Below are 18,440 nucleotides of genomic sequence, written 5' to 3' on the forward strand. Positions count from 1 at the left end.
TGGTATTGTAAATGTAGTAGCTGGTGTGTCAGGTTAGACATGTATTATGAAAGATAAAAAAGAATTCTTACAACATATTTCTCCATTTAATATTTTATCCGATTCAATACTTTCTGATGTTTCGGAAATGATGTCAGTTAAATCATTTAAGAAAAATGAAACCATTTATGTTCAGGATAAAAGCCCAATAAAAACGGTTGATATTATTGTACAAGGAGCTTATAAGGCTAACTTCTACGATAGTAATCACGTTCTTCGATTGGAAGAATTATACAATAGTGAAGATATTTACGGAGGTAGTTCCGTTCTTCTGAATAAGCAATATTCAATTCGTACAGTTATAGCGCTGGAAGATACAGAAGTGCTTACACTTGACAAGGAGGAGTTTAAGGCTTTGTGCAGGAGTTATCACGAATTCTTCGATTTCTTTTCAGATCAGTTTGGTAATAAAATGCTGAATGATGCCTATGCGCATTTTGTCAAGCAGAATACCATGTTTGAAGAGAACTTTATTGATGCTGATCTGATTTTTACGCGAAAGATTGATACTATTGCGCCTCGGTTATTAGTTACTTGTTCTCCTGAAACCCCATTGCACAAAGTAGCTGCTTTAATGCGCGATAATGTTGTTAATTGTGTATACATAGAGCAAGATGAAGAGCTGATTGCTTATGTGTCGAAAGATACTTTGATTAAGAATGCCTTAGCAAATGAAGTAAGCACCAATGCAGAAGTAATTAGCGTAGCAGAGACTGATGTCGTTACTATTTCAAAAGATGCATTGGTTTATGAAGCGCTTTTAGCATTATATCCATCTCAAAAGGAATACTTATTGGTAAAAGACGGTGATAAAAACCTGGGGTATTTAAGCCGATATCGATTGTTGACCGAGCATGCTCAATCGCCCATGGTATTTATTCAATCGGTAAAATTATCAAATACTACCTTTGAATTAAAAGAGAAATGGGCTAAAGTTCCTGAGTTTATCGAATCAATGTTGGGGCGTGGTGTAAATGCCGAAATTGTAAACCGAATTATCAGCACCATTGCCGATGAGATTTTGTCTCGGGTAATAAACGGTGTGATTAATGAAATGCCACCAGCTCCGGCTCAATTCTGTTTTATGGTTTTAGGTAGCGAAGGACGAAATGAGCAAACATTAGCCACCGATCAGGATAATGCCATTATATACGAAGACAAAGCCAACCTGCAACGAGAGACCGTAAGAGCTTATTTCCTTGAATTTGCTGATCGTATTTCTTCACGACTGGATGATATTGGATTTAAATTTTGTACAGGTGGTTTTATGGCTAAAAACCCCAAGTGGTGTCATTCGCTTTCGCATTGGAAACGTAATTACGATAGTTGGATTGCTGAACCGGCACCAGATCAGGTAGTGAAGTTTTCTACTTTTTTTGATTGTCGTTTTGTATACGGTGATGAGTCTTTATTCGATGAACTACATCAGCATATGCTGGATTGTATAGATAAAGCTCCACCTAAATTTTCATATAATTTGGTAAGTAATACATTACAATACGAAGTTCCGCTAACTGTATTTAAAGGAATTAAAACCTTTGTAAAAAACGATAAGAAAGTATTTAACATTAAGCATGCAATGAGCACTATTGTAGATATGGCACGTATGTATGCATTGCGATATAAAATTCAGGACAACAATACAGGAGTAAGACTTAAAAAGCTATATCAGGCCGGTCATTTTGATGAGTCGCAATACAAAGAATTGCTTAATGCTTATTATTATTTAATGGGGTTAAGATTGAAAAATCAATCGACCCAAATATTGCGGGATTTTACCGAAGCAACTAACTTCTTAGAGCTAAAAAGGCTAACTGCTGTTGAGCAAGCTACACTGCGTGAGATATTTAAGTTCTTAAAAAATATGCAGTGGGTTATCAAAGCCAGGTTCAATATTAATCGGTAGTAAAATGGTCTGATTATGAAGAAAGATCAGATAAAACCTCTTGTTGACAGTGATTATCTGTTGGAAAAGTTTCCAGGTAAAGGAGGCTGGACTTATGCCGATATTCCTGAAGTAGCACCTGATAAACATAGTTGGTTCAATTGGGTGAAGGTTCGAGGGTTTATTGATAATTATGAAATTCAGCATGCCCGATTAATGCCCAAGGGTGATGGCATGCTCTTTTTACCGGTTAAAACAGCAATTCGTAAGGCGATTAAAAAACAAGCAGGTGATACAGTTCGTATTATTCTATACCCCGATGATACTTCAGTAGAATTACCAAATGAATTAAAAGACTGTTTTGATTTTGAAGACCTTCGGTTAAAGGAAGCCTTTGAAAAAGAACCTGAAGGAAGAAGAAAAGAATTTATCGAATGGATTTTTGAAGCTAAAAAGGAAGAGACAAAAGCTAAGCGAATTGCAAAGTGTATTGATTATTTAATAGAAAAGTATCGTCTTTAGGTTTCAAAAAATCAAGTATTATACCCATGGCTGCCTTCATTGAATGTCGATAAAAGAACCGACTATTGATTTTATTAAAAAGTCTGGTTTATTCTTACCAACTCCGTTTAATATTTTGTGTATTTATTCTTATATTTATAAATAGCATTGATTAAATGAATATAGATAACCAAACTCATAATACATCGCTTAACCAAAATAAGTTAAATGATAAAATACTAAAAAGGGTATTTTTAATTTTAACCATACTGGTTGTTCCGGTAATTATAATAGCTGTTGTTCGTTCCTATCTTATATCAGGAAATTTAATTACGGTTGGACTAACCGGGATGGCGCTGATTATTAGCTTATCATTTCTTTTCTATACAAAATGGAAAACTGAATTAAGAATTCAGACTTTTTTAATTGTTCTGATTTCTTTGGCGGCCTTTGGTATGTATCATTATGGAATCTTTTCTTTAAGTAAATATGCACTTGTTTTGGTACCTGTTTTTGCCATTGTGTATTTATCCTACAAGCGGACATTACTATTAGGGGGGATTTCATTATTGGTTTTTATTGTTTTTGGAACATTATATTCCTTAGAATTAATTTCGTACAAAGCAGATGCTAATATTTTGGCAGTGATGCCAACTACATGGATAACGGAAGCTCTGGTTTTAATGATTATATCCGTTTCAATCAGTATTGTTGTCTATAATATGGTGAATGCTTATAAAAAGGAAGTTCTTAAGCTAAAAGCAAGTGAAGAAATGCTTTATAATAGTTTAAATGATTTGCCTCTTCCGGTTGGTATTATGAATAAAGATTATGAGATTCTTTTCATAAACAACAGTTTAGTCGAACACATGGGCTACTCATTAAATGATGGGGGCGATGTACAATCGATTTTAAAACTGGCATTTCGAGAAAATGAGAAGTTTAAGGAAATTATTAAAGAGTGGCAGATTAGTATTGATAAAGCCTTCGAAAGTCAAATTGTTCCGCCGGTTAAAGAGTACTCTTATTTAAGTAAGAATGGTGAGAAAAGAATTTCGGAGATTCATTATAGTTTATCAAATGATAAGATTCTATTGATATTTGTTGATCAGACAGAGAAAAAAGAGCGGATGAAAGAGATTGTTAAAGCAATTGTGCAAACAGAAGAGAAGGAAAGAGGAAGGGTGGCAAAGGAGTTGCATGACGGTTTAGGACCTCTAATTTCCACAGCAAAAATATATGCTCACAGTTTAACAAAAGTAAAAGATGAAAAAACAGTATCATCATATAACGATAGGTTGCAGCAAATATTAGATGAATCAATAAATGAAATAAAAGATATATCCAATAATCTGAGTCCGCATATTTTGCGTAATTATGGACTAAAAGATGCCATACTTTCATTTGTTGAGAAGTTAAGACCTGTTTCTGGTATAAACTTTTCTATAAGTATTGATTTTCATAGTCAGCTAAATGAAGTGATACAGTTTACCACCTATCGTTCCATAGTAGAGTTGATCAATAATTCCATAAAGCATGCTGATGCGAAAGATATAATTATAAAGGTCAAAGAAGAAGATTCTAACTTGTTGATTGTATTTGAAGATAATGGAGTTGGCTTTGATTTTGAAGAAAATAAGAATAAAGGATTTGGATTAAATAATTTACTTGCCCGTATTAATAATATAGGCGGTAATTTTGACTACTTTACTGGCCCTGATAGTGGGGTGGAGATAAAAATAAACTTACCATTGTAGATCTATGATACGTATTGTTTTAGTTGAAGATTTAGATTTAATAAGAGAAGGAATAAGAGTTTTAGTGTCGCAAATTGATGATTTTGAGATAGTGGCTGAATACTCAAATGGTAAAGAATTAGTTGATAATATTAAGCATCTGGAAGTTGACGTCATAGTAACGGATATTGATATGCCTGTAATGGATGGCATTACAGCAACCCGAAAGGTTTTAGCTTTTAAGCCCGACCTTAAGGTGATAGCACTTTCTTTATATAACGAGTCTCAATATTATCACGATTTATTATCTGCTGGAGCAAAAGGCTTCATTTTAAAACAATCAAGTATCCATGAGCTGGAAGAGGGAATCAGAGAGGTTTTTAATGGTAACTCATATTTCTCGCAGGAATTGTTGCAGAATGTTATTAAGAACATGAACTATAAAAATGCCAATTCCAATACCCTTGAAGAGCAAATAACTGATAAAGAAAAAGAATTACTTCAATATATCTGCCAGGGTTTAACTAATCAGGAGTTAGCTGATAAATTATTTGTTAGTGTTAAAACCATTGAAAGTAACAAGGCAAGGTTAATGCGTAAAACCAATTCAAGAAATAATGTTGCCCTTATCTTGTGGGCCATAAAAAATAGGGTTGTCCAGCTTTAAAATGTAGGGATTTCCCTAGATAAAAACCAAGATTTCACTGCTTCGCAAAAATAATTTCCTACCTATCTTGCACACTATAAATAACGAACTTCGTTATACATAGTTTGTGAAGAAACAACATCCAAATATAGTTATTGTTAATAGTTTGAAAAGCATGGTTGATGCTTTGTACGATTTTATTGAAAGCGATACTGATTATAAAATAATTGGTAATATGTCTGAATTTAAAAAGCTATTAAAATTGCCACAACTTAATGAAGTTGATATGGTATTGGTTGATACTATTATACTTGATGAAAATAGTGAAGATATAATAGAAAAGGTCAAGAAAAATAGTCCTGAATGTAAATTTATAGCTATCAGCTTGTATGATGATCAGGTTTATTTACAGGATTATTTGAAAATTGGTTTTTCCGGAATGGTAAGTAAAAACAAGATTACCGAAGAACTTATAGAAACAGTTACTCAGGTGATGGAAGGTTTAAATGCTTTTCCGAATAAGAATTAAAGAAGGGGGAGATGAAAGAATTTATAATTTTTGTATTGCTGATGATACCTTCCATAGGAAGCTTGATATTTGTATTACGAAAAATATTTAAAACATCGATGTTATTTACATTTGGTGTGATATGGATCGTTACTCAGTCCATTATTGTGATAGAAGCTTATGGAATTGGGAAAATGGGTGAGTTAATTGATTTTGCGTGGGCTTTCCCATTAGGTATTGGAATTATTATTTTAGGCTTTATCTATTTGGCAAAAAATTATAAAAAGGTGCTTGAGGATACTAGTAATTATATCCTTCGTTTATCCGAAGGCGATTTAAATGTAAAGCTGGATGAAAAGCAGTTTAAACGAAAAGATGAGGTGGGTATTATCCTTAATTCTTTAAATGTTTTAATTACGCAATTGCGAGAAGTAGTAGGAAGTGTGCAGGATAATGCTAACAATGTGTTGAGTGCCAGTATGCAATTAAGTTCCAGTTCTGAACAATTGTCGCAAGGTTCAACGGAACAGGCTTCATCGTTGGAGGAGATTTCATCCACTATGGAAGAAATAGCAGGTAATATTTCGAGTAATACTGATAATGCTAAAACAACATCAGGTATAGCCAATGATTCTAGCAGTAGTATGCAGGAAGTAGCTCAGGCAGCAGATGGTAGTTTTCAATCGGTAAATCAAATTGCTGAGAAGATATCAATAATTAATGAGATTGCAGATCAAACCAATATATTGGCTTTGAATGCAGCTGTTGAATCGGCACGAGCAGGTGAATATGGAAGAGGATTTGCCGTTGTGGCTTCAGAAGTAAGGAAGCTGGCAGAAAATAGTAAACGAGCAGCAGTGGAAATTCTTGAACTTTCTGGTAATAGCTTGAAGGAAACGGAAATGGCTCATGAGAAATTAAATAATATAAAACCAAATATTGAAAAAACATCAGATCTAATTCAGGAAATTACGGCTGCCAGTATGGAGCAAAACAATGGAGTGGATCAGGTAAACAACGCGATTCAGGAGTTGAATAATGTTACCCAACAAACTGCATCGATGGCAGAGGAGATAGCCAGTAGTTCTGAAGAATTATCTGGACAGGCAAGGGGGTTAAAAGAGGCTATTTCTTATTTTAAGCTAAAGTAATTACACTATCGGGTAACTTTATTTTATAGGGGGAGTTGTAGGGCTTGCGACATTAGTTGCGGGCCTTACTTCTTTTTATACTACCTTGAATGTTTATTAATAAGCCGAATTTTATTATTTTAAGTGCATTGTTAATAAATAGGTAAATAATGACTTTTTTATTCGTTTATGGTACTCTTTTGCACAAGGTAGATAGCAGAATGGCTAACTTTTTAAAGGCTAATGCCAAAAAAATAGGTAGTGGTTATATGATTGGAAGGTTATATGAGATTAATGGTTATCCGGGTGTTATTAAGAGTACAAATACAGAAGATAAGGTCTTTGGTAATATCTTTGAATTGGACGATACCGATATGGTTTTTAAAGAGCTGGATCAATATGAAGAGGTGGGGATTGAATTTAAACAACCCAATGAATACAAACGAGAGCAAATAACTGCCTATTTCGAAGACGGAAAAAATATGAATTGTTGGGTATATACCTATAATCATTCAATTGAGAAGCTAACCAGAATAGAATCTGGTGATTATTGGTCGTATATAAATAGAATAGATGGTTAATCCACTAACATATATCGTACTCATGTCAGTAATGATTGTGACCGGATTTAAAGGTGAGCAAAAAAAGTTTAAGAGAGTAAGAGATGCCTATGCCGAAAAAGAATCCGGAGTAAAGGCTTTGTTGGCTGAAAAATCAATACAACCAGATCAACTTGAGATTTACCTCAGAGCTTTTAAGTCTGAACAGCAATTGGAGTTGTGGGGAAGAAATAGAGGAGGCAATCAGTTTCAATTACTAAAAACCTATTCAATTTGTCAGACTTGCGGAGTTTTGGGGCCTAAGCGAAAGCAAGGTGATCTGCAGATACCCGAAGGCTTTTATCACATCAATGCATTTAACCCGACTAGTAAATTTCATTTGTCGATGAGGTTAAATTATCCTAATCAATCCGATAAGGTTTTGAGCGATAAGAAGTATCCCGGCGGTGATATTTATATACACGGCGATTGCGTAACTATTGGCTGTTTGCCCATTACTGATGAACAGATAAAGGAACTGTATATAATTTGTGTTGAGGCGAAAAACAATGGTCAGAATACAATACCAGTAACCATGTTTCCAGCAAGACTGACAGATGATAACTTTCACAAGTTACGTCAGAAATATAAAGGAGATACAGATCGTATTAACTTATGGAATGAATTAAAGAAAGGGTATGATCTTTTTAATCAGAACAAGCAATTGTTTTCGGTGAAATTTTTACCCGATGGGCGTCACCAAGTGAAATAAGGTATGAAACTTATGAACCAAAACATAACAGAATTTCTAAGCTTAAAAGGAATAAAAATTGTTCGTTTTGTTGATGTGTCTCATTTGAATCCTAATCAGACTTTAGGTTATAAAACGGCAATATTATTTGCCATACCTCTTTCCGTTGGGTATGTTCGTAAGGTTTATGCCAATCCCGATTATGTAAGAGATATGATTCGCCATAAGGAGGTTGATCAGGATGAATTTAATTTGATTGAGAAGAAAACCGATAGACTGGCAGATGAAGTAGCAGATTATCTGATAAGTAATGGATATAAAGCATATTCGCAGTCGGAAAGAAATATAGAAGCGACTCATCGATATAACCAAACAGAACATCGAACTCCCTTGCCTCATAAAATCTTAGCGTTGAAGGCAGGTATGGGCTGGATCGGCAAACATAATTTGTTAGTAAATACTGTTTATGGAAGTGCGTTAAGTATGTGTTCGGTATTAACCAATGCTAAACTGGAAACCAGGAACCATAAGCCTTCTGTTTCGAAATGTGGTGATTGTATGGTTTGTGTTAAAGCATGTGCTCCCGGTGCTCTAAATGCAGTTAGCTGGAATGATCAACTGGACCGAGATGATATTGTAAATATCAGAAAATGCACTACCTGTATTCAATGTATGATGGCTTGTCCATGGACACAGAAATATGCCATGGCTGTTCATGATTGAAAAATTCTCTGCCGCTGCAGGAACGAAATTCTTGTGAATAGTTTAACTTATATCATCCTTTTTTTCTTCTTGTTCCTTTTTTGAAAAAGGAACCAAAAACTTTTCGGAGTGAGGGGATTGCTTCGCACCGTTGATGAACTTATGGCTTCAGGTACATCTCTCGTACCTCGAGACACCATTCCGCCATGTTCACAACTATCCCTAACAATCCGAAGTTCGAAACGCCGTTTCGAGTGGGGAGATAGTGCATCTTTTAGATTTTGTAAAACAAAGAGTTATTTCATTCTAAGGGTTTGAGTTTTGTTTATAATTCATTCATCCGAGTAAAACAAATAGAATCTTAATCACGGAGGGATGTTACATTAATAACCATGGGATGAACCGATGTAAGTCACATATATCTTAAGATGGAACCCCAAGTTGTGTTCAACTATTATGTTCTTCGTGCTAGCAAAACAATCAAGATTGAGTTAGCTTTATGTATCTTTGCGCCATGAAAACAAGAGAACAACAGATACAATCATATATAAAAATTTTAGGAATAGAGGCTCTGAAGCCTATGCAGCAAAGCATGCTGGAAACTGTTACAAAAGGGGATGATACCATTTTATTATCGCCCACAGGATCGGGTAAAACACTGGCATTTTTATTACCTCTGATAATAAAGCTTGATGAACAAAAAGAAGGTGTACAGCTAATGATTCTGGCTCCGTCGCGCGAGTTGGCTATTCAGATCGAGCAGGTATTTCGTGAGTTGAAAACCGGATACAAAGTGTTGTGCAGTTATGGTGGACATTCGATCCAAACAGAGCGTAATAGTTTTTTGCATCCTCCAACCGTTTTGATAGGTACCCCGGGACGAATTGCTGATCATGTGCGACGCGAACGATTTTCGTTAGACAATCTGAAATTTCTAGTGCTTGATGAGTTTGATAAATCACTTGAGTTGGGATTTCAGGCCGAAATGAAAGAGATCATTCTTCAACTCAAAGCCTTAAAGCAACGTATTCTGACTTCGGCTACTAATTTGAAAGATATTCCTGCCTTTGTAGGAATTAAAAGTGCTGAGACACTTAACTTTATTGGAGCGGAAGAAAAATCAGTAACCTTATCGCTCAAAGGAGTTCGATCGGAAGGAAAAGATAAGTTGGATGCTTTTTTTAAGCTGGTTTGCCATCTGGGTAATGAGCCTATGCTGGTTTTTGTGAATCATCGCGATACGGCAGATCGTATCAGCAACCACTTGCTTGATATGGGCTTAATGCATGATGTGTTTCATGGAGGTATGCAACAGGAAGACAGAGAACGGGCCTTAATAAAATTTCGTAATGGTAGTCATCATCTATTAATAACTACCGATCTGGCATCGCGTGGTTTAGATATCCCGGAGATAAAATATGTGATTCATTACCATTTGCCAAGTAAGGAGGATGCATATATTCATCGCAATGGTCGTACCGCAAGGATGAATGCTGAAGGAACCGTTTATTTGTTGTTGGCGGAGGAAGAGCAATTACCTGAATATATCAGAACAGAATTAGCGTTTGAAGAAGTTGGTTCATACACTGAATTGCCTGAGGCACCCGACTGGACTACCATTTATATCGGAAGCGGAAAGAAGGAGAAAGTCAATAAAATTGATATTGTTGGCTTGTTTTATAAAAAAGGAAGATTGCAGAAAGACGAACTGGGACGAATTGATGTACTGGATCACTCAGCCTTTGTGGCAGTAAAAAGCGGTAAAGTAAAGAAATTGCTTCAGAATCTGAAGAACGAAAAGATTAAAGGGAAGAAGCTCAGAATGGAACTGTCTAAATAATTTATTAGAGGCGTAGTAGTATTTTACTACGCCTGTGTTTAATAATTCTCCAACTCATCAATTAAAGCCAAGATATTATCACGTATTGGTTTTTGACGTTTGCGCCAAACTAATACCCCAATTATAAACCCTACAGAAATGGCTATCGCAAAAATTATTTGAAACTGAATAATATCTGATATAGCAGATTGAGTCATGGGTATTACAACTTTGTTTAGGGAAGAAGCAATATTAATTAATATCACGGCTCCAATAGCAATCCTCAATTTGGGCTGAAAAAGCTTATATCTTTGAGCAGCTTTGCGAAGCATCAAAATGGTGGGTAAGGAATAGTCAATCTGACTATATTCTTTATTGGCCTTTCGGAACAGAAGTGCAAAAGTAATCCATGCCAGAACATAAAAGATTCCGCTTAATGAATCTGTCCAGGCATTATCTTCATCAAACAAAAAATGAAGAATGAAAACAAATGCATATACAGCACCAAATACAAAATAAAATATTTTAAATCTATTGGTTGATTTTTTGTTTCTCTCATCTTCATATCTTAATAGAGAAATAAGGTCGGGAAGATTTGTTTGTTGTTTATTTAGTTCATTATTCATGGCCATCAGGTTTAAATTTGGTTTTCAATTGTTCTTTAATACGATGGATCTTCACCTTTACATTAGGCTCTGTAATGCCAATAATATCAGCAATCTCACGCATGGATAGTCCTTCCAGTAAAAGAGTGATTAGTGATTTATCAATCACCGACAACTGATTGAGCTCTGTTTGTAGTTGGTTCAGGTTCCTTTCAAGGTTGAGTTTACTTTCGGTCTCGTCTTCATCAAGTAAGTTGTGCAGATTAGATGTATCAGTATTGACTATCAGCTTCATCTTACGGAAGCTTTTTCCGGTAAAACTCAACGAAGTGTTAACCGAAATACGATAAATCCACGTACTAATAGCAGCATCGCCTCTGAAAGAATGTAAACTGTTCCAAATATTAATCAGTATCTCCTGATACATATCTTTTTGCTCATCCGGATCGGAATTGTAATAGCTGCAAATGCGCCTTATTTTATCCCCATGATCGGTTACCAGAGCATTAAACTGTTGTTCTTTGTCTTTCATTCTTTAATTAGGTTTTGCTATTTAGATGGCCTAACAATTGAATCGTTACATTTTTTTTTGAAAAAAATAAAACCCGACTAATTGCCGGGCTTATCTTATAAGTTCGAAAATAATAAAAATCTACCAATCTAATCCGTACTGATCGCTGATGTCCAATGGAGGCATTGGTCCATCCAAAGGTTTTAAATCGCGCACATACCAATCCATCCAGGCAATTTGACGATAAAGCACATCAATCTGACCAACTTGTTTTCGATTTCCATGTCCTTCGCCCGGGTACTGCACCAGGCGTACTGCAGGGTGGTTGTTCATCTTCATACGACGATACAATTCGTAGCTTTGTGTAGGGTGCACCCTCGGATCAGCAGCACCACCATAAATCAAAGTTGCAGTTTTACTTTGATGTGCGTAATAAATAGGACTTCGTTTTAAACTTATTTCCCACATTTCCTCCAATGGCTTCCCACTATGAACGTATAATTCTTCGTAAGGAATATCAGTAGTTCCACGTTTGCTTATGATGTCGCTGATACCTACAAACATTCCCACTGCTTTTACATAATTGGTATAATAGGTGGCAAACCATGCCGAAGCATAACCTCCGTAAGATCCACCTGCCATTCCAACACGATTGCGGTCAGCTCCTTTTTCTTCTACAAGGTAATCAATAGCATCAGCTAAATCATCAAATTCAGTTCCGGCCGGATCTTCGAAACCGTGCATACCAAAATCAACCCCGTAACCAGTGCTTGCTCTGTAGTTGATGTAGGCTACCAGATATCCTTTACCAGCCATTACTTGTCCGGGTGTAGAATATCGGCTTAACCACCCATTAGTGTGATGCGATTCTGGTCCGCCGTGTACAAATAAGATCAATGGATATGTTTTGTCTTCTTCATAATTAGTTGGCTTAATTAATAAACCTTCAATTTCTAATCCGTCGCGGGCATTGTATTTAATAACCTCTTGCTCACCTAACAATCTCTCAGAAAGAATGGGATTTATATCTGTTGCTTTAGTTAGTTCTTTTTTACCATCCCAGATATAGATATTTGAAGCATCGTAGGGCGTAGTGCCGGTAAATACAAAAGTTGAGAAGTTTGAAGTGAAAAGAGGTGTGCTAAAAATAATGCTGCTGTTGCTGGAATTAAGCAATAATGACCGCTTTTCTTTTTTTAAGGAGTAGGAGTAAAGTTTGTTGTTTACCCCTTCTTCACCCATGTAAATCAATTCTTTATTGTTTTTCCAGTCGGCCCAACTGATATGACCTTTATAGTTATTAGGAGTAATGTTTATTGTGGATTGATTATTCAGATCGTAAATGTAAGCCTGACTAACTGAGTGATCATTAATGTTTAAGGCTGCTGAATAGGTTAGTTTAGTTCCATCGGGACTGAAGGAATAATGTCCCAGTTTTCCTTCATTTTGTAATTGATGAGTTATTGAATTAGATTCGATGTTGTAAATGTTAAGTTTGCGAAACATATACTTTTGGTCAATCAGATTTAAATCGGATGAAGAGTAAGCTATTTGTTTACCTTGTTTATCAAATTCAAAGTCCCATACATTGCCTGATGAAGTTACTTGTGTAAGATGAGTTGGCTTGAAATTGTTATCAAATTTTTGCAGCCAAAGCTGGTTATTGATTATATCTTCTTCATAAAAGATAAAGTCGTAACCTCTCTTAGCTAACTCTTTTTGTTTTTCTGTTTTTCCAACGGATACGATATAGGCAATAGCATTATTCATTGGGCTCCATTGATAAGTTGATACACCTGTAGCCGAATGCGTAACCTGAAATTGTTCTCTGCTTTCGTTTTGAATAAAAACCTGATTTGTACCGTCGACTTTTTTTGTGAATGCTAATAACTTTCCATCCACATTCCATTTAGGCGAAGAATGTTTGTCGTCATCATTAAATAATGTATGAGTTTCTTTGGTTTTTAAGTCCATTACCATGTATGAATGATGAGCTCCTCCAGCTTTTTCATTTGCTGTACGTGGTGTATAAATTGTATAGATTAGTTTTGAACCATCAGGGCTTAGTTGATTGGTTCGCACTGTTTTTAAGGATAATAAGTCTTCAGGACTTAAACTCTCTTGAGCATGGGAATAATGCGTACTTGTAAACGCAATTATGACAATTGTGAAAAGTTTAAATAATGGTGTCTTCATATGTATTAAATTCAAATTTTTGTAAAAATAATGATTGGATCTACAATTTAACAAGGTTGCCCAACTAACTGTTTGCCTAATTTGTATTAGCGTCAAAAAAAAGCATTAGTTTAGCAGTGCCTAAATCTTACAATTATGCCATGGAATAAAAAATGGTTTCAGTTTGCCGTTCTGATGATTTTAGCCTTTGTATGGGGAAGTTCATTTATACTGATGAAAATTGGCTTAAAAAGTTTTAGTAGTGAGCAAGCCGCTTCCATACGTATCGGTTCTGCCTTTTTGGTGTTATTACCCTATTCAATTAAAAATCTTAAGCACCTCAAGAAAAAAGATCTGAAAAGCTTATTGATAGCTGGCTTTATAGGTAGTTTAGTGCCGGCCTTTTTATTTACAAAAGCTCAAACTCATATTGATAGTGCTCTGGCTGGCATGTTAAATTCATTAACTCCGGTTTTTACATTTATTATAGGGCTTCTGTTTTTCAAAAGTACCTTTAAGAATGCACAACTAATTGGTATTATTTTAGGTTTAGTGGGTGCTTCTGGTTTAATTACTATGGGAAGCGGATTGCAACTTGATACATTTAATAGTTATGCCTTATTGATTGTTTTAGCAACTACTTGCTATGGTGTTAATATTAATGAAGTAAAAGCCCGGCTGACGCACCTTAGTGGTGTTCAGATTACTTCATTGTCATTCTTTTTTATTGGACCTGTGGCCATCTTTTACTTATTAACAACAGATATAAATCAAGTAACTCAAAGTGATGGTTGGTATATTCATTTGGGAGCTTTGGCACTTTTGGGTATTATGGGAACAGCTATTGCGATGTTGGTGATGAATACTTTAATTCGATATGCATCAGCTGTTTTTGCATCTTCAGTGACTTATATAATTCCAATATTTGCCATTTTATGGGGAGTGTTAGATGGCGAATCTATTTCTTTACTGCATATTGTTTTTATGGGTGTTATTTTAACCGGAGTTTATATGATTAACCGATTAAAAACAAAAAGAGACTAATTCATATCGAACCAGTCTCTTTCTATATTCTAATTTAAATAGTTATCGGTTTTTAAGATTGTAGCTTAACTCGCAAGTAAAAAACTACTGCCTTCGGCCTTAAAACTATTCAACTATTTATATTATGCATTTTGCTTTTTGATGAGGTTCAATGCCGATCCGGCTTTAAACCATTCAATTTGCTGTTGATTATATGTGTGATTAGTTGTAATCACATCTTTTGAACCATCAGCATGAACCAATTCAACCGATAAGGTTTTACCCGGAGCAAACTGATCCAAATCAAGGAAGTTAAATGTGTCATCTTCCTGAACCAAATCATAATCCGCTTCATTGGCAAATGTTAAGCCAAGCATTCCCTGTTTCTTCAGATTGGTTTCATGAATACGCGCAAAACTCTTTACAATTACAGCTCTCACACCTAAATGACGAGGTTCCATAGCAGCATGTTCACGCGAAGATCCTTCACCGTAGTTATGATCACCTACCACAACAGTTGGAATACCTGCTTCTTTGTATCCGCGCTGTGTTGCTGGTACTTCACCGTATTCACCTGTTAATTGACTTTTAACTTTATTGGTTTCATCATTGAAAAAGTTAACGCCACCAATTAACATGTTGTTTGATATATTATCAAGGTGTCCACGGAACTTCAACCAAGGTCCGGCCATTGAAATATGGTCGGTAGTACATTTACCTTTTGCTTTAATAAGCAATTTAGCATTGGATATATTTTTACCATCCCATGGAGCAAATGGTGTTAACAACTGAAGACGATCACTCTCAGGATTTACAACTACTTCAACGTCTGATCCGTCTTCGGCAGGAGCCTGATATCCGGCATCTTCAACGCCAAAACCTTGTGGAGGTAATTCATATCCTGTCGGCTCATCCAGCTTAACTGTCTCACCATTTTCATTTACCAAAGTATCGGTAATTGGATTAAATCCTAAGTCTCCGGCAATAGCCATAGCTGTAACTAATTCAGGAGATCCAACAAATGCGTATGTATTTGGATTACCATCGGCACGTTTGGCAAAGTTACGGTTGAAAGAGTGCACAATGGTGTTCTTTTCTTGCTTTTCAGCACCGGTGCGAGCCCACATTCCAATACATGGTCCACAGGCATTGGCAAATACTTCGCCACCCATTTTATTGAATACGTCGATTAAACCATCGCGTTCAATTGTATATCTTACCTGTTCAGATCCTGGAGTGATTTTGAATTCACCTTTGGCTTTTAAATTCTTTTCAGCAGCTTGTTCTGCAATAGAAGCAGAGCGCGAAATATCTTCGTATGATGAGTTGGTACAAGAACCAATTAAACCAACTTCAATTTTTAATGGCCAGCCATTTTTCTCAGCCTCTTCTTTCATTTTAGAAATAGGAGTAGCACGATCAGGAGTAAAAGGTCCGTTCAAGTGTGGTTCTAATTCATCCAGATTAATTTCAATCAGCTCATCGAAATATTTTTCTGGATTAGCATATACTTCAGGGTCTGCAGTTAAATGCTCTTTTACTGAGTTGGCTGCATCGGCAACATCAGCTCTGTCTGTGGCACGTAAATAACGTTCCATTGATTCGTCATATCCAAATGTTGAAGTGGTTGCACCAATTTCAGCACCCATATTACAAATGGTTCCTTTACCGGTACAGCTTAACGATTTTGCTCCTTCACCAAAATATTCAACAACACAACCAGTACCGCCTTTTACAGTAAGGATACCTGCAACTTTCAAAATAATATCTTTAGGTGCAGTCCAGCCATTTAATTTGCCGGTTAGTTTTACACCAATTAATTTTGGAAATTTCAGTTCCCAAGGCATTCCTGCCATAACATCAACGGCATCAGCTCCACCAACACCTATAGCAATCATACCTAAACCACCGGCATTTACAGTATGAGAATCGGTTCCAATCATCATACCTCCCGGGAAAGCATAGTTTTCCAATACCACCTGGTGTATAATACCAGCACCTGGTTTCCAGAAGCCAATACCATAGCGGTTTGATACCGAGCTTAAGAAGTCATACACCTCTTTGTTGCTAACTTCTGCAGTTTTTAAATCAGTTGAGGCACCTACTTTAGCCTGAATAAGGTGGTCGGCATGTACAGTTGACGGAACAGCTGCTTTGCTTTTGCCGGCTTGCATAAATTGCAGTAAGGCCATTTGCGCTGTTGCATCCTGCATGGCAACACGGTCAGGATTAAAGTTTACATACGAATTACCTCTTTCGTAAGCTGATGTGGGGAGATTGTCAGCAAGATGGGCATATAAAATTTTCTCTGTTAATGTCAAAGGCTTACCAAGTTGCTTGCGTGTTTGTTCTACTTTAGCAGGCATCTCTGCGTAAACCTTCTTAATCATCTCAATATCAAAAGCCATTTTTATGATTGTTTAGATAATGAATATTGCGGTTCTTTGAATTAGCAAATCTACTAAAAAAAGTCTCTCTGCATATAACAACATCATCAGCTTTTTGTTGATACCCATAAAGTGCTTTAAAATTCTTTTACTAACTTGACGCTGTAATTAACAAACCAAATAGAAGTGCCAAAGGCGTAAAGCCAAAATTATGAAGCTAATACTCATATACGAAAACTTGCGCATTGCGTTAGGATCCATTCGCTCTAATTTGTTACGAACCATATTAACTGTATTAATTATTGGTATAGGACTAACTGCCTTGATTGGTATTTTAACGGCTATATCATCTATAAAAGGAGCTATTAGTACAAAGTTTACGGGGATGGGAGCCAACTCGTTTACCATCGAAAACAGGGGCATGAATGTTCAGGTTGGAAATAATTCCATGCGTCAGAAAAACTATGGTTATATCTCTTTCAGGGAAGCCATGGCATTTAAGGAACAGTTTGACTATCCGGCAACAGTATCTATATCCTATATGGCAACAGGTGCGGCTACTGTAAAAGCTAATGAGAATAAGTCAAATCCTAATGTTGCAGTCTATGGAGTAGATGAAAATTTTGTTGAGGTGGAAGGTCATACCTTTAGTAAAGGAAGGCATTTTAGTGCTCAGGAAGTAAGAGATAACAGGTATGTGGCTGTTATGGGAAGTGCTTTGGCCAAAAAGGTGTTCCCGGATAATGAGGATCCAATAGAAAAAGTTATTAGTGTAGGTGGGGCCAAATATTTGGTGATTGGTGTGTTGGAAGAGAAAGGAGCTGGTTTTGGTAGTCAGAGTGATAATCTATTGTTATTGCCTGTTACTAATGTCAGGCAGAATTTTAGTCGTCCTAAAATGTCGTACAACATAGTAGTTAAAGCCATGGATAGCCAGCAGATTGATAATGCAGTAAGCGAGGCTACAGGTTTATTCAGGATTATCAGACGATTAACAGTTCATGATGAGAATAATTTTAATGTGAATAAAAGTGATAATCTTTCACGCATACTAATAGAGAGTACAGGTCAGGTTACCATGATAGCATCAATTATAGGATTAATAACATTGTTGGGAGCTGCTATTGGTTTGATGAATATAATGCTGGTAGCAGTAGCAGAAAGAACAAGAGAAATTGGTATAAGAAAAGCAATGGGAGCCAATACCAAAGCCATTCGTAACCAGTTTTTATTCGAATCGATAATTATCGGGCAGGTTGGCGGGGTAGTTGGAATTGTATTAGGTATTCTGGTTGGAAACTCAATGTCAATGTTTTTTAATGCACCTTTTGTGGTACCTTGGAATTGGATATTTTTAGGTATTGGCATTTGCCTGGGAGTTGGGCTTTTATCCGGATTAATGCCTGCCTTAAAAGCATCCCGTCTTGATCCGATAGAGTCACTTCGTTATGAGTGATTTGGAATATGAATTAATCCTAAATAC

Annotated in this window: 16 protein-coding genes; 12 read left to right on the forward strand and 4 right to left on the reverse strand. The window is 36.1% G+C overall.

Annotated elements, in window-relative coordinates; genetic code table 11:
• Nucleotides 1-46 precede the first annotated feature (46 nt).
• The 10 genes from KEM10_RS13440 to KEM10_RS13485 all read left to right on the forward strand — a co-directional run bounded on the left by KEM10_RS13440 (nucleotide 47) and on the right by KEM10_RS13485 (nucleotide 10,277).
• On the forward strand, nucleotides 47-1,945 hold the full coding sequence (locus KEM10_RS13440) for a DUF294 nucleotidyltransferase-like domain-containing protein (RefSeq protein WP_212216532.1): 1,899 nt from the start codon (nucleotides 47-49) through the stop codon (nucleotides 1,943-1,945).
• Nucleotides 1,946-1,960: 15 nt separating this feature from the next.
• On the forward strand, nucleotides 1,961-2,446 hold the full coding sequence (locus tag KEM10_RS13445; RefSeq protein ID WP_212216533.1) for a YdeI/OmpD-associated family protein: 486 nt from the start codon (nucleotides 1,961-1,963) through the stop codon (nucleotides 2,444-2,446).
• Nucleotides 2,447-2,601: 155 nt separating this feature from the next.
• Complete coding sequence (locus KEM10_RS13450) at nucleotides 2,602-4,182, forward strand: sensor histidine kinase (RefSeq protein WP_212216534.1); 1,581 nt, start codon at nucleotides 2,602-2,604, stop codon at nucleotides 4,180-4,182.
• 4 nt (nucleotides 4,183-4,186) lie between these two features.
• Complete coding sequence (locus tag KEM10_RS13455; RefSeq protein ID WP_212216535.1) at nucleotides 4,187-4,828, forward strand: response regulator transcription factor; 642 nt, start codon at nucleotides 4,187-4,189, stop codon at nucleotides 4,826-4,828.
• Between the two features lie 106 nt (nucleotides 4,829-4,934).
• Entirely contained in the window at nucleotides 4,935-5,336 is a 402-nt protein-coding gene (locus tag KEM10_RS13460; RefSeq protein WP_212216536.1) for a response regulator, read from the forward strand.
• 11 nt (nucleotides 5,337-5,347) lie between these two features.
• Nucleotides 5,348-6,466, forward strand: coding sequence for a methyl-accepting chemotaxis protein (locus tag KEM10_RS13465; RefSeq protein ID WP_212216537.1), 1,119 nt, complete (start codon nucleotides 5,348-5,350; stop codon nucleotides 6,464-6,466).
• Nucleotides 6,467-6,615: 149 nt separating this feature from the next.
• A complete protein-coding gene (locus KEM10_RS13470) occupies nucleotides 6,616-7,026 on the forward strand; it encodes a gamma-glutamylcyclotransferase family protein (RefSeq protein ID WP_212216538.1) in 411 nt (136 codons plus the stop codon).
• A gap of 22 nt (nucleotides 7,027-7,048) precedes the next feature.
• The gene (locus KEM10_RS13475) at nucleotides 7,049-7,756 is read left to right on the forward strand and encodes a L,D-transpeptidase family protein (RefSeq protein WP_212216539.1); all 708 of its coding nucleotides are present in this window, start codon (nucleotides 7,049-7,051) and stop codon (nucleotides 7,754-7,756) included.
• A 3-nt stretch (nucleotides 7,757-7,759) separates the two neighbouring features.
• Nucleotides 7,760-8,458: an epoxyqueuosine reductase gene (locus tag KEM10_RS13480; RefSeq protein WP_212216540.1), complete on the forward strand. Its 699-nt coding sequence runs from the start codon at nucleotides 7,760-7,762 to the stop codon at nucleotides 8,456-8,458.
• Nucleotides 8,459-8,951: 493 nt separating this feature from the next.
• Entirely contained in the window at nucleotides 8,952-10,277 is a 1,326-nt protein-coding gene (locus KEM10_RS13485) for a DEAD/DEAH box helicase (protein ID WP_212216541.1), read from the forward strand.
• A gap of 38 nt (nucleotides 10,278-10,315) precedes the next feature.
• On the opposite strand, the gene KEM10_RS13490 is transcribed toward KEM10_RS13485, so the two are convergent.
• The 3 genes from KEM10_RS13490 to KEM10_RS13500 all read right to left on the reverse strand — a co-directional run bounded on the left by KEM10_RS13490 (nucleotide 10,316) and on the right by KEM10_RS13500 (nucleotide 13,568).
• Nucleotides 10,316-10,882 (reverse strand): hypothetical protein, encoded by a 567-nt coding sequence (locus KEM10_RS13490; protein ID WP_212216542.1) that lies wholly within the window; start codon nucleotides 10,880-10,882, stop codon nucleotides 10,316-10,318.
• Entirely contained in the window at nucleotides 10,875-11,393 is a 519-nt protein-coding gene (locus tag KEM10_RS13495) for an RNA polymerase sigma factor (protein WP_212216543.1), read from the reverse strand. Before KEM10_RS13495 ends, KEM10_RS13490 begins: the two co-directional genes overlap by 8 nt.
• A gap of 120 nt (nucleotides 11,394-11,513) precedes the next feature.
• On the reverse strand, nucleotides 11,514-13,568 hold the full coding sequence (locus KEM10_RS13500; protein ID WP_212216544.1) for a S9 family peptidase: 2,055 nt from the start codon (nucleotides 13,566-13,568) through the stop codon (nucleotides 11,514-11,516).
• Nucleotides 13,569-13,703: 135 nt separating this feature from the next.
• Here KEM10_RS13500 and KEM10_RS13505 point away from each other — a divergent pair, with 135 nt between their 5' ends.
• Complete coding sequence (locus KEM10_RS13505) at nucleotides 13,704-14,591, forward strand: DMT family transporter (RefSeq protein ID WP_212216545.1); 888 nt, start codon at nucleotides 13,704-13,706, stop codon at nucleotides 14,589-14,591.
• 122 nt (nucleotides 14,592-14,713) lie between these two features.
• Here the strand turns inward: KEM10_RS13505 and KEM10_RS13510 are convergent, their stop codons facing one another.
• Nucleotides 14,714-16,978 (reverse strand): aconitate hydratase, encoded by a 2,265-nt coding sequence (locus KEM10_RS13510; RefSeq protein WP_212216546.1) that lies wholly within the window; start codon nucleotides 16,976-16,978, stop codon nucleotides 14,714-14,716.
• Nucleotides 16,979-17,168: 190 nt separating this feature from the next.
• Between KEM10_RS13510 and KEM10_RS13515 the strand changes: the two genes are divergently transcribed.
• The gene (locus tag KEM10_RS13515) at nucleotides 17,169-18,413 is read left to right on the forward strand and encodes an ABC transporter permease (RefSeq protein ID WP_212216547.1); all 1,245 of its coding nucleotides are present in this window, start codon (nucleotides 17,169-17,171) and stop codon (nucleotides 18,411-18,413) included.
• Nucleotides 18,414-18,440 lie beyond the last annotated feature (27 nt).

This window comes from Carboxylicivirga linearis, assembly GCF_018271995.1.
Lineage (GTDB): Bacteria > Bacteroidota > Bacteroidia > Bacteroidales > Marinilabiliaceae > Carboxylicivirga > Carboxylicivirga linearis.